The sequence below is a fragment of the Deinococcus humi genome (assembly GCF_014201875.1).
GTDB lineage: Bacteria > Deinococcota > Deinococci > Deinococcales > Deinococcaceae > Deinococcus > Deinococcus humi.
The window spans coordinates 389,850-402,176 of record NZ_JACHFL010000001.1; the positions used below are offsets into that span (position 1 = coordinate 389,850).

The window sequence follows — 12,327 nt, forward strand, 5'->3', positions numbered from 1 at the left end:
AGGGGCGGGAAGTAGGGGGAAGGGGTTGTCAGCCGCGTGCGGTCACGGCGGTAATCACGGCCTCATTGTCCAGAGCGCGGATCAGGGACGCCTGCGCCAGCACTTCCGGGGCGAGGCGCTGGCCCAGCAGGGCGGCGCATTCCAGCCCGCGCCCCCCGCTGATGCGGTACTCCCATGCCGCCACAGGCATAGGGCCGTCATCCAGTTCCACCTGCTCGGTGAGCTGATCCGGCGTGCGGAACGTCTTGAGCGTCACGTCTGCCGGATTGACGGCGGGGAGTGAGTAGTGGAACTTCGCCAGACGGTCCAGCAGGGCGGTGTCCAGCGCCTCAGCCCGGAACTCAAAGAGGTTCCAGACCACCGTGCCGCCCGTGCCCACCGTGGCTGTTGCCTCCAGCGTGTAGGCCGTCACGCCCACGCCAGGATCGTCGGTGTACAGCGTGGATTCCCCGAACGCGCCCGCCCCCGCACCAATGGGCACGCCCACGGCCTGAGTTGTTCCATCTTGCATGGTTCGCAACAGCCTCACGCCCGCCGTGCTGCCATCCGACAGTTCTACCGGAGCACCTGCCACGGCGATTCGTGCCCTGCGGTGCGGCAGGGACGGGGTGAAGCGCAGCCGCCCGCCCTGCGGAACGATGGCGGAAAGGCGTCCTGAATTGGATTTCATCACGCCGTCCCTGAGCAGTTCATAGCCCTCGGTGCTGACATTCCCTTCAGGCGAAATGAAGCTGTAGGACACGCTGCCCGTGATGTCTGCGCCTGCCGCGTCCACCCACTGATACGTCCCTTCTGCTTTGGCCCACGCGGGCACGCGGTTGGGATCAATGGCGAGGTTCTTCGTCCAGGTGTTGCCCAGTTCGGACTCTGGACTGCGACTGATGTAAGTGACAGCGTCTTTGTTCTCATCCTGAGCGAGAAACCATTGCACCGCCGTGACGGGTTTTTCCGCCACCGGGGACAGTTGCTCGATTGCGCCGCGCTCCTCCGGGGCAAGGGTGAGGACTGAGCCGACAGCGGGGCGGCAGTAGAAGTAGGTGGAGGCGTCCACCCCATAGCGCACGTCCACGCCCAGCCCCACGCCGTCCTCCACAAGCTGCCTGAGCAATGCCCCTGCCATCTGGGAATTGCTCTTTTCCACAGCGCGGGCGTTAAAGCCCAGATCAATCACGCGGGCATCGAAATACTGGATCGTGCTGCCCAGTTGCCCGGAAGCCACCACATCCTCCATCAGTGCCCGCACGGTGAGGTGCGCGGGCTGCTCTGGCGTGGTGAATCCCGGCGAGAGTGTCACGGCGTCTAAGCGCAGAGCAAGGGAGCGCAGGATGTACGCCTCCCCGTCCACGTTGCGGCTGTTGCCCCCTTGCCGCACCTGCCCGTAATAAATCGCCCTGAAGTCGTCATTGACCTTGTACCTGATCTGGACGGTGTGCAGGGGCGGGATCAGGATGCCCGCCCCCTTCGCGTCAAACCGCGCTTCTAGGCCGTCACCCTCAGAAGTCACCTGAAGACGCATCCCCGTATTGCGGAGGTGCGTAGCATCGCGTTCAATGGTTTTCAGGTAACTCCCGCCAGGGGTGTAGACGATGAACTGGTAATCCATCTCTTGCATCACGTCAGCCCTCCCAGGCCGGACAGCGGCGGTGGCCCGCCTCGCTGCCCTGTCATGAAGGCCCGCCATTCCGCCACGGCGAGACGCAGCTCACTTGTCCCTGCCCGGAACTCAGGCACGGCCAGCGAGGTGAAGTCGCTGAGGCCCCGGAGGGCGATTTCCGGCAGGCTGATTTCAAAGCGTGGAATGCCCAACTGTGCCCCCGGTCCTGCGCCGAACAATGCCCCGCCCGGCGCACCATTGGCCCCTGTAGCGGCTCCGGCCCCTACACCCGGTAGTGAAGGCGCAACCGCTTGAACCTGCCCCACGATCCGGTTTTCCTCAGCGTTGATGCGCCCCACCACATCGGTAATGTCCCCGCCCGCTGCTGACGTTTCCGCCAGTTCCTTGATGAGTGGCCCGAGGTTGCTTTTGGCAATCAGGGCGTCAATCACGGCCCGCTGGACAAACTTGTCCAGTTGCAGTTTCAGGGCGTCGTTCACGCCGGAGAAATCATTCTTGTTGACGGCATCAAGCAGGACGTTTGACAGGTTGCTGAACAGATCAGCGCCAAACTCATTGAAGATAGCCGACGCCTTCTGCAAGCTCTCTGAAGCCTCTTTGCCCAACGTCTCCGGTGCGCCGCCGAACAGTGACCAGCCCAGCCGCTGCCAGAATCCGGCATTGGCCTTCGTGGTGAGGGCTTCACTGTCGGCTTTCAAGGCGTCATAGAAGGGGTTCAGGAAGCCGTTACGGCCCCCTACCATGCGCTGCCCCATTGCGGCCCGTTCGGCGTCGGCCAGTTCCAGCCATGCTTTCACCTGCGCCTTTACGGCGGGGTTGTTTTTCAGCAGGGCGTCACCGATGCTGCCCACTGCACCGATCACCGCGCCTGCAATGCCCACCACGCCGCCCAGACTGCCCAGCAGCGTGCCGAGACTGCCCGCGTCCGGCCCCTTCTTGAACGCGGCCCAGGAGTCGCGCACCTTGTCCAGTTCTCCCGGCACTTTGGACGCGGCGGCCACGATGCTGCCCAGGCCGTCCACGATTGCGCCTGCACCATCAGCCCCAAACGCCTTGAACACGCTGCTCAGTCCGGTGCTGAGCTTCTGGAAGCCCTCGCCCAGCTTGTCGAGCTTGCTCTGCGCTTCAGCGGTGGCTGCCCCCATGTCCCGCAGGTCACGGGCAATGGCGCGGATGGTGGCCGCCGCCTTGTCGCCTTCCTCGCTGCCATCCGCCAGAGACACGCCCAGGCGGTCCAACAGGGGCAGCATGTCCAGCGCCGAAGCGTTGAACTCCTGCTGTGTGACGGTGCCTTCCCGCAGGCCCTGACTGAGCTTGATGGCCGACTGTGCCAAGTCTGCGGCCTTCTCCTGTGCCAGCGTGCCCACTTCATCGGCTAGCCGTTTGGTGGGGTCAATGCTGGCCGTGGTGGCATCCAGCAGGAGGCGCACACTCGCCGCGCCCGCTGCCCCGGCTGGCCCCAGGCGTTCCAGGTTTACCAGCAGTCTCAGTAGCGCCGCCTCCTGTTCGATCAGCGCGGCGTTGTAGGCGTCCGCGTCAGACGCGCCGGATTCATAGCTGGCGTGTGCCTCGTCAATCTTGGAGGTGATCGCGCCGATGGTGTTTTCCAGTCCGGCGGTGCCGCTGTCCTTGCCCGTGATGAGCAGAGGCGCATTGTTGATGCTGTCAATAATGACTTTCAGGGTGTCAAGCTGCGAGGCGGTCAGCTTGCCCTTCTGGTAGGCGTCTTCCAGCCCTTCGTTCAGGCCGCGTAGGGTTTCAGAATCTGACAGATCGAACGCGCCGCCCATGATCTGCGCCGCGTAGTCCTGAAACACGTTCTCTACCGGGCCGCCTGCTTTGCTGGCCCGCTCCCAGCCGTCCGTGATGGCGTCTGCCGTGATGCCCGTCAGGATGCCTGCGTACTCCTTCGCACCCTCTACGCCGTCCGTCAGGCCCTGCCTCACGCCGTCCGGGAGCATCTTGCCCATGTCAGAGGCCAGGAACTCGGCAATCTCGCCCGTGATGGCCTGAATCTGTACGGGGTCCGAGGCGGCTTCCAGCCGATCCATGAGGCTCTGCGCCGTCATGATGCCTTCCAGTTGCTTGCCCAGATCAACCGGGTTCGCGCTGTTCCACGCATCCCACAGCTTCAGGGCTTCATCGGCCCCCAGCCTGCTCAGCCGGATCATTTCACCCAGCTCATCCCGCGTCATCTTCCCGGCGTTCTGAATGGCTTCCTCAAGATTGAAGAATGATTCTATCGTGGTGTCGGTAGCCACGCCGATGCCGCGCAGTTCATTGTCGGTCTGGAAGCGTGGCCCGCCCTGATCCGTCACCATCTGGGCCAAGTCCTCAAAGTTCATGTCAACGATGTGGCCGCGAATCAGCCGCGCCAGATCGGAGTCCCCAAAGCCCTTTGCCACCAGATCGGCCAGGATGCTGCCCAGTTCTTCCGGGTCAATCCCCATCATGGCCTCTAGCAGCCTGTCCGCCTCGCCAGGGGCCAGCGTGCCCTGCGAGGGATCGTCAAATCGGGCCGTGTTCTTGACGCCCCGCCCTTGCAGGTTGTCCAGCAGTTGCACGTCCCGCGCCCCGTTCAAGTCCTTCAGGATGCTCAGCAGGGTCTGAACCTGAATGGCAGACAACGCCCCCGTTTTGCCCATATCCTCAATGCTCTGCGCCCATGCGTCTGCCACGCCCGGTTCTGCCAGTTCGTCGCGCAGAATGACGATTCGGTTGTAGAGGGTATCGTACTGGGCGCGGGTGCTGGAGGCGGCCTGCGCGGTGGTCGCCAGATCGCGCCCGCCCAGATTCAGCTTGTCCAGCGTGCCCAGGGCCTCATTCCCGGCCTTCACGCCATCGGCCAGCGCTTGATTGAACTCCTCCTGTCCCTTCTTGGCCGCTTCCGTTGCTGTCCGCATGGTGTTCAGGCGGGCCGTGCGGGCGTTTTCCACCGTTTCGAGATACTGGGCCTGTGCTTTCTCGCGTAGGGCCTGTTCGTTGGGCTTGCCCGCCGCATCCTGATAGGCCAGATTGCGCGTGGCGCGGGCGATTTTCTCCTGACGATCAAACTCCTGCTGGCTGTACAGTTTTGTCAGGGCCAGTTGCTTCTTGAGATCGCCTTCATGGGCGCGAACGTCCTCATCCGCAATGGACTTCAGGCGGGCAGAGGTGGACTTGGCCGCGTCAATCTTCAGCCCGGCGAGTTCCTGAGCAAGCTGCTTCTGCTCCTGCGCCACGGTGCGGGCCGCGCCACGTTCGGCCTTGTTCTGCTCAGCACGCGCCGCTTCATTGGCCTGCTTCTCAACCCGGTATGCCTCGGCAACAGCAGTGCGCCGGGCCTGTTCGATGGCCGCCGTGTCGGCCCCTTCCACCTTCTTGCGCTCATTGGCGGTCTGTTGGGCTGCCCGCACGGCCTGTTCGCGCACCCGCCTGTTGATGGTTTCCTCGGCAGCGATGATCTGCGGCCCGGTCTGCGTGATGATGGCCTGACGCTTGGCCGCGTCATCCTGCGCCAGTTCCAGGCGCTCAGCCTGTGACTGCTTGAGGGTATCGAGCCCGCGCCGCGCTTCACGCTCACGGCCTGCGGCAGCATCGGCGGCAATCTGTGTAGAGAGCTGCTGAAGTTCCTTCTCTCTGGCCTCCTGCTTCTTGGCGTCCTGCTCAGCCTGAGTCGCCGCCGCCTTCCGGCTCTGATAGGCGGCCTGTTCGATCTGGACAACCGCCGCTTTCGCCTTGTTCTCGCCTTGCCAAGTGTCCATATTGGCTTTTGCAACCCGGATAGCCTCAGCATTCCCACTCTTGGCAGCGCGTTCCTGCTCTTTGATGAGCTTCAGCGCGTCGTCCCCGTATTTCTTCAGATCGGCCTGCGTGGCGATGTAGTCATCCGCGCCCCGCTTGACCCCGCCCAGGCCCTTCTGAACGGCAGCCAGTGCCGCAGCGTTCCCGTCGCTGGCATCCCCGAACGCCTTCATATCGGCGGTGGCCTTACCCAGTACCTTTGTCAGCCACACATCGCCGGGCTTGTCTTTCAGCGCCTTCTCTGCCTTTCCCAGCGCTGCGACAAGCTGCTGTGCCTTGATGACCTGATCGGCGGTGAAAATGCCGTCTTCCTGCCCCTGTGGCTTGACGGGTTTGTCTTTGGGGGGGTTGACGCCCAGCGCGGGCAGCATGTCACCGGGCCGCACGATCCAGTTCGGTGTGCCCAGCTTGTTGATTGCCACATCACCCACGGGATTGATGCCGGGGCTGATGGCATTCCCGTACTTGTCAAATTTCCCGCCGTTGGCCTCATAGGTGACGCGGTTGTTCCCACGCACCATGTCCACGCCGTCTTTCTTGCCGATGTAGACGCCCGTGTGATTCTGCCCGCCTTCGGTGTAGAACACCACATCACCGGGCTTTAAGTCCTTCGGGTTATACCGCTGAGCAAATCCAGCTTTCAGCAGATTGCGGGCCGCGTCGGTGGCTTCCACCTTGCCATCCGCGTTGCTGTCCGTCTGGAACAGGGCGTTGATCTTCGCCTCTGCTTCTGGCGCAGCCTTATCCAACGTCAGGCGCACCCACTTGGCGCAGAAGTTCACGATGCTGTCCGCCGTCACGTCGCCCAGCTTCCCCTTGCTGGCCTCTACCACCATTGCGCCCAGCGCATCCGCGCCAGAGGCCGTGAGGGCTAGGCCGCTAGCCCCATCATCCTGCCCAGGCAGCACCGGGCCAACAAACGTCCCATTCTTGATGGATTCAGTGCGGACTTGCAGTTCAAGCACTTTGACCTGAGCTTCCAGCCCTGCAACCTTCTCCGCCTGATTCTCAAGGCGGGTCTGAATCGGGGCGGAAACGCTGCCAGAAAACCGCTTCTGAGCATCGGCGGTGCTCTGAAGGCGGGTCATCTCCCCTTTCTCCGCCGCAAGCTGCTTCTGAAGGGTTTCCAGTTCCTTGCCCAGCGCCGTCTTTTCAACTTCAGCACTGCGCTTGTCCAGATTGTCCAGCATCTTGAAGAGATCGATGAGGGCTGAGACGCCAGAGGTTGCTGCTTCCACCAGTGTCGTAATGGCCGGGGCAAATACTTCCCCAATGGTGTCCTTGAAGATTTGAAAGGTGGTGTTCAGCTTGGCCTGTGCGCCCTGCAAGCCTTCCATGCGGGTCTTTGCGTCCCGTTCGGCGCGGCCCCGATCATCCATCTTGGCGATGTAATCCGCAATGCTGCTTGTGCCCGCCTTGTAACTGGCCGTCAGTACGCGCTGGGCATCGGTGCCTGCCACCTTGTAGAGAAATGCAGCACGGTCCTCTTCCGTCATCTTGTCCATTTGGCTGATGACTTCGCCCAGTACGGTAACCATGTCCCGCTGTGCGCCCGTGCCATCAAAGACTTTGATGTTGTACTTGTCCAGCGCTTCAATGACGACTGGCATACTGGACGTGAGGCGCTGAAGCATCACGCGCACACTCGTACCTGCGTCGCTGCCCCGGATGCCACGATCTGCCATCAGGCCCAGCACGGCCACGGTTTCCTCAAGGCTCATGCCCGCATTGCTGGCAACGTTGCCGACCTGCTGGAGGCTGACGCCCATCGTGTTCACGTCCAGCGCCGTCTTGTTCGCGCCGTTCGCAATGGCGTCCGCCACGCGCATCATGTTCGCGCCCTGGATGTTGAAGGTGTTCATGGCTGCGCCCGCAATCAGCACGGCATTGTTCAGATCGGAACCCGTGGCACGCATCAGGACCGTGACGGCCTTTGCCGCTCCGCCCATCACGTCCTCTACGCCCCGGCCCGCCTTGAACAGTTCCTCCTGAACCTGCCCGATCTGGTTCACGTTCAAGCCAAACTCAAGCGCCAGGCTCTTGGCCTGATCCTTCAGCCCCTTGAATGTCTCGCCTGTGGCATCGGAGACGGCCTTCACGCCCTGCATCTGGGCTTCAAACTTGCCGTACTCGTTGACGGCTGACATGATGCCCGCTGTCAACAGGCCCACGGCTACCGTCGTCACGCCGATGGCGATGCCCAGAGGGCCGAACGCTGCCGCCGCGCTGCCGATGGCAGAACCAAACATGTTGGCTTGTCCCGCCGCCGCGCCCAGCGCCCCACCCATCTGCCCGATGATCGGGAAGCCCATGCGGAGGGCATTGAAGATGTTGCCGCTCAGCCCGCCCGCGTTGATGCCACCTGCAATGGTGTTTGCTTCACGGCCCAGACGGGCAAGTTCACGGTTGACTTGCCCCAGTTGGGTAGTCGTGAGCTGCCCGGAGGCCACAAGCGCCTGTAGGCGGGCTTGAAGCGTGGTGCTGGCTGTGGTGTAGGTGGCAATGGCCGCCTGAAACTGCTGGGAGTTGCGCGAGACGCCCGCCGTTGCAGTGTCGAATGCTGTCCGCATGGCCGCCGCGTCCGTCCTGATCTTCTGGAAGGCGTCGGTATTGATGCTTCGCAGGGACGTGGTGAGGCGAGTCAGGCCCGCGTCAAGCGCCCGGAAGTCTGCCGTCCCAGCCTGTGCGCCGCTGGCCGCCGTGCGGAGCTGGGCTTGCAGGCTGCTCAGGCTTGCGCCGAACGCCGCCGCGTCAATCTCGCCGCGCTTCCACTGGTTGTTCAGGGCTTGCAGATCGTTCAGAAGCTGACGGTTGGCCGCCGAAATGCCGCCCTGCCCGCCTGCCCCGCCGCCGCCCGGCCCGCCACTGTTGCCCAGCGCCCGCAGTTGCGCGATGAGGCTTTGAAGGGCCGTGATCTGGGCATTGATGTTCGTGTACACCGCTTGCAGCGCCGTGGTGTTCACCGTCAGGACGTACTGAGTGCGCCCAGTCAGGCCGGACAGCAGCGCTTTCAAGGTGTTAATGTCATTGGCCGCCGACTGGACGCCGTTCACCTTTAGGTTGACGGTCACGGTGCTGATTCGCAGGTTCCTGAGTTCAGTGGTGGCCGTCGCCATATCCAGCTTGACTTTGAGCTGAATGTCCTGTCGCTGAAGTTGCGCGATGCTGCGCTGCAAGGTGGCTTTGCTGGCCGTCTCGTCAATCACCAGGGCCAGCTTGAGGGGCTGTTTGCCGACTTCCGCCCTCGCCTGTGCCAGCTTCTGATCCAGGAGGGTGCGGTTGCCGTCAATATCGAAAACCAAGCGGCCTAGTGTCGTCATATCGCCTCCACGGGGCAAAAGAAAAGCCCCGCTCTAGGCGGGGGCGGGTGTTCTCAGATTTTGAGGGGCTAGGTGTACTTGCTCATGTACAGGCTCCGGTAATGGATCAGGCAGAACAGCCACACCAGCGGAAGGCCGATAAAACTTGTGCTGATGCCAATGGCGATGGCCGCGACAAACCAGACAATGCCCCAGATAATTTCACCGATCACCAGGAAGCCCAGCCCTGTCACCAGCGCATTCAGCCAGAACCCAGACCAGTACCACGGCGCGTTCTGCTTGTTCTGTTGCTGCTGGACAGTGACGCGGGCCTGAGCGCGGTAGGTTTCTTCTTCCATGATCCGCTGTCGATCTGTCTCAGTCAGCAGCGGGGCGGGCTTCTCCGGGCTGGGTTGTGTCATGCCCCGCAGCATAAACCGCCCCGGCGCTCGGCAGGGGCGGAAGTGGGGGAGGGTTGGGGGCTACGGACGGTTGAGTGCGACAACAAGTTGCTCAATATCGCGCACCTGATAGAACGTGTGAGGACTGCCATTATCAAGGCGCAGGGTGTAAATCGGTTTTCCATCGCGCTTCAGAACCATCGTCGTTATTGAGCGCTGCTCCGTCCATTGTAGATAAGAACCATCATGAGTCTCAAAAGACTCAACAGCAACTTTTTTGCTCAGTTCATAGGCGCTCATGGCTGGACCCAATTCCGGGACAAGTGGTTGCGCGTCATTTCTCCCCCATCCCAAAATCCCAGTCAATCAGCGAGAGATGTAGCGTGGGAATACCGTTCACCTCCACAACCTCGCAACCCGCATGGGGTGTACGCACGCCATTGATGAACAACTCGTATTCCACGCGGCGCGTGCCTTCTGAGCGCATGATGCGCGGCATGATCTGGACTGCCGCCTTTTTCTCAGGCCAATTGGCAGCATAGGAGGCGTAAGTGACAGTGGAGCCATCTGGCAGTTTCTCGCTGTGCTGACTCACTTCTCCCCCTTCCGCTGGATCACGATTTCAAGGCCCAGCGCGTCCAACAGGCGAGGCCACAGGCTGCGCCGATCTATCAGATTGCTGCCCAGCGTGCGACTCACTGCCGTCTGATGGGAGCCGAGCAGGGCAGCCAAGTCCTTCTGTGTCAGCCCCTTCTCCTTCATGGCGGCGTCTGCCGCGCCTCTGGCGTCTGGGAGGTTCATAGTCTTAGTGTACTACAGAGTTACGCATATTGACAGATATAACAGACTAGGATATATTTAGATCAGCAGAGAGGGCGGGTTTCCCGCGAAGAAAGCCCCGCCCTTCTGACTCTCCCCCCAAGAGGTAAGAATCATGACCCAGCCTAGCACCCGCGCCACCGCCCGCACCTTCACCGCCCACCACATTGACCGTGAATGCGGCGTCGTGGTTCACGTTCAGGATTACGCCGTCACCATCGCCCGCACGGCACGCGGCCTGATTGCCACCGTGGACGGCGTTCAGGTGCCCGTGCTGGAAGCAGACCGCATCCTCCGCACCGCCGCCCGCGTGGAAGTCATGAGCGAAGTGCTGGAAGCCGCCCCCATCGGCAAGCCCGCCGCGTGCAACCTGCACAAAGAACTGGGCGCACTCGGCTACCGCTCGCACTACGCGCTGGCCGCCGAAGTGCTGGGCAAGCCCGTACCCTCGCTGGCCGCCCTGAGCGCAGAGGACGCTGCCACGGTTCGCCAGTACGCCTACGGGCAGCTTGGGCGGGTGGCATGAAGCACCTGCGTTCTGATCCATTCGACGCTGCCCTGTTCCTCTGCGCCGTGCTGGCCGTGCTGCTGCTGGCGCGGGCGCTGGGGATGCTGCCCTGACGCCCGCTGATGAGCCGCCCACGCCCCCGTCACTGGGGGCGTTCTGCTGTGGCAATGATCCGCTGAGCAAACGGAAGGACAGACAGCCACACGTCATCCGGGCAGTCCCCACGCTCCCACCATTTGCAGATTGCCTCTGCCGTCTCCCGCGCCATGCCGGGAATCGGCTGGGAGGCGGGCACACTGTCCTCTGTGCCGTCCAGCAGGCCATACGGGGCGTAAGCGAACAGCTCCCACGCCATGTCCCGCGCCAGGTTCGGCGCTTCCTTGACGCGGCGGCGCTGCGCCATCTTCTCGCAGTCCTCATCAGAGAACTTGCTGAAGGCGTAGCGCAACTGGCTTTGATCCCGCATGTGTCTGACGAAGCCCCATTCCTCAATCAGCATCTGAACCTGCGCGTCTGTCAGATCACCCGACAGCAGCCTATCCACCATGCCCGGATACACCGAGGCGAACACGGCGAACACGCGGGCAGGCGTCAGGGCCAGCGGGTGCGCCTCCGCCTCAGCCTGCGTCATTGAGCTGAATCCCAGCCAGACGTGCGAGGTTCGCAAACACGCGGCCTATCGCCTCGTCACTCAGCATTTCGTCCAGCCACGCGGCGTCTACTTCCTTGTATTGCGGGTCCGGGCGGCGACGGTTCAGGACGCCCACGATGAACGGCGCGGCGCTGCCATCCTCGCCCAGTTCCTTCAGCAGTTCGGCGCGTTCCTTGCGGGTGAAGTCCTGATCCAGAAACTCCCTGTCCCCCACCTTGAACAGCCCACGCGGCTCATTCGTGACTTCCTGCCAGGTGTACTTCTTGCGTCTTGCAGGGGTTTCTGTCACTTAAGTCGCCTCCATCTCAATGGTTTTCATGTAAAAGCCACGCTCAAGGCGCGGCACTCTGTATTTGATGCCGTCATGTGTCAGGCGGACGCGAGAGGAAAGCGGGGCGGTCACGAAAAATGGCCCACCCCGCAACACCCCGTCCTCCACCGTCGCGCCCCATACGGTGAGCGCGGGTGGCCCGCCCTTGCGGCGCGACAGGTGAAGTTCAGGGATCATGGTTAGGCGGCGGGGGCGTCGTAATGCAGTTTGCCCGTGCCCGTGCCCTTGAACGCGGTGTTGGCAATCGCCCGTGCGCCGCTCATGGGATCAGGCTCAGACAGCACCACTTCGCCGCTGTACTTGGCCCCAGAGGCGCGGGTAATGCGTGCGCCAATGTTCGCGCCGCTGCCCGACTTCAGGGCGGTCTCGATGAGGGTGTTGACGGTGGCATTCTTTTCAGTGGCCGCCGTCGTGAAGCTGATTGTCCAGGCCACACCTGTCTTTGCGGCGTACTGGAACGCGCCGTCTGCGTCATCGGCGTAAGCGTCAAAGGTGGCGATGTTGCCTGCGGGTGTCAGCTTGACTTCGCCCAGGATTGGCACTTGTACCCAGACGAGTGCGCCAACGCCAGCGGGGCGGAACGCGACTTCCAGCTTATCGGTGGACGCGCTTTCGGGGGTGCTACCTTCGGCGGCAAATGCAGCAAATTCGGACATGTTCTCTCCTGTGAGAATCCCGCGCAGTCACGCGGGCGAGAGGGTTAAAGGTTGTGGGCCTTCGCGTAAGCATCAAGCGTCCGGTTTGCTTCCGCCTTGCTGCTGCCCGTAGTGGACAGCCGATGGCCGTTGACTTCCCGCGTTACCGTCACCATGCCGGATTCCTCCGGCTCAGCGGCGGGCGGGGCGGCGGGCACGGTTTCGGGTTCCGTCACAGGCTTCGCGGCGGGCTTAGGTGCAGTTCTCTTGCTCGGCACGGTGGC

At 62.6% G+C, this 12,327-nt stretch carries 12 protein-coding genes; 1 reads left to right on the forward strand and 11 read right to left on the reverse strand.

Translation table 11 applies throughout. From position 1 onward, the window contains the following. Window positions 1–28: 28 nt before the first annotated feature. The 6 genes from HNQ08_RS01970 to HNQ08_RS01995 all read right to left on the reverse strand — a co-directional run bounded on the left by HNQ08_RS01970 (window position 29) and on the right by HNQ08_RS01995 (window position 9,899). Window positions 29–1,615 (reverse strand): hypothetical protein, encoded by a 1,587-nt coding sequence (locus tag HNQ08_RS01970; RefSeq protein ID WP_184127406.1) that lies wholly within the window; start codon window positions 1,613–1,615, stop codon window positions 29–31. Further along, entirely contained in the window at window positions 1,612–8,718 is a 7,107-nt protein-coding gene (locus HNQ08_RS01975) for a phage tail tape measure protein (protein WP_184127407.1), read from the reverse strand. The genes HNQ08_RS01970 and HNQ08_RS01975 overlap by 4 nt, the downstream gene beginning before the upstream one ends. Window positions 8,719–8,786: 68 nt before the next feature. Then, window positions 8,787–9,119, reverse strand: coding sequence for a hypothetical protein (locus HNQ08_RS01980; protein ID WP_184127408.1), 333 nt, complete (start codon window positions 9,117–9,119; stop codon window positions 8,787–8,789). 60 nt (window positions 9,120–9,179) lie between these two features. Continuing rightward, window positions 9,180–9,398, reverse strand: a complete 219-nt coding sequence (locus HNQ08_RS01985) for a hypothetical protein (protein WP_184127409.1) — start codon at window positions 9,396–9,398, stop codon at window positions 9,180–9,182. Window positions 9,399–9,432: 34 nt separating this feature from the next. Continuing rightward, window positions 9,433–9,693 (reverse strand): hypothetical protein, encoded by a 261-nt coding sequence (locus tag HNQ08_RS01990; protein ID WP_184127410.1) that lies wholly within the window; start codon window positions 9,691–9,693, stop codon window positions 9,433–9,435. Further along, on the reverse strand, window positions 9,690–9,899 hold the full coding sequence (locus tag HNQ08_RS01995; RefSeq protein ID WP_184127411.1) for a helix-turn-helix domain-containing protein: 210 nt from the start codon (window positions 9,897–9,899) through the stop codon (window positions 9,690–9,692). Before HNQ08_RS01995 ends, HNQ08_RS01990 begins: the two co-directional genes overlap by 4 nt. Before the next feature lie 133 nt (window positions 9,900–10,032). Here HNQ08_RS01995 and HNQ08_RS02000 point away from each other — a divergent pair, with 133 nt between their 5' ends. Continuing rightward, entirely contained in the window at window positions 10,033–10,443 is a 411-nt protein-coding gene (locus HNQ08_RS02000) for a hypothetical protein (RefSeq protein WP_184127412.1), read from the forward strand. Window positions 10,444–10,567: 124 nt separating this feature from the next. Here the strand turns inward: HNQ08_RS02000 and HNQ08_RS02005 are convergent, their stop codons facing one another. The 5 genes from HNQ08_RS02005 to HNQ08_RS02025 are packed head-to-tail and all read right to left on the reverse strand — an operon-like array spanning window position 10,568 to window position 12,321. Next, on the reverse strand, window positions 10,568–11,056 hold the full coding sequence (locus tag HNQ08_RS02005; RefSeq protein WP_184127413.1) for a hypothetical protein: 489 nt from the start codon (window positions 11,054–11,056) through the stop codon (window positions 10,568–10,570). Beyond that, window positions 11,043–11,366, reverse strand: a complete 324-nt coding sequence (locus tag HNQ08_RS02010; protein ID WP_184127414.1) for a hypothetical protein — start codon at window positions 11,364–11,366, stop codon at window positions 11,043–11,045. Before HNQ08_RS02010 ends, HNQ08_RS02005 begins: the two co-directional genes overlap by 14 nt. Further along, window positions 11,367–11,585, reverse strand: a complete 219-nt coding sequence (locus HNQ08_RS02015; protein ID WP_184127415.1) for a hypothetical protein — start codon at window positions 11,583–11,585, stop codon at window positions 11,367–11,369. A gap of 2 nt (window positions 11,586–11,587) precedes the next feature. Further along, the gene (locus HNQ08_RS02020) at window positions 11,588–12,064 is read right to left on the reverse strand and encodes a phage tail tube protein (RefSeq protein WP_184127416.1); all 477 of its coding nucleotides are present in this window, start codon (window positions 12,062–12,064) and stop codon (window positions 11,588–11,590) included. Window positions 12,065–12,108: 44 nt separating this feature from the next. Continuing rightward, window positions 12,109–12,321: a hypothetical protein gene (locus HNQ08_RS02025; RefSeq protein WP_184127417.1), complete on the reverse strand. Its 213-nt coding sequence runs from the start codon at window positions 12,319–12,321 to the stop codon at window positions 12,109–12,111. Between the last annotated feature and the right edge of the window lie 6 nt (window positions 12,322–12,327).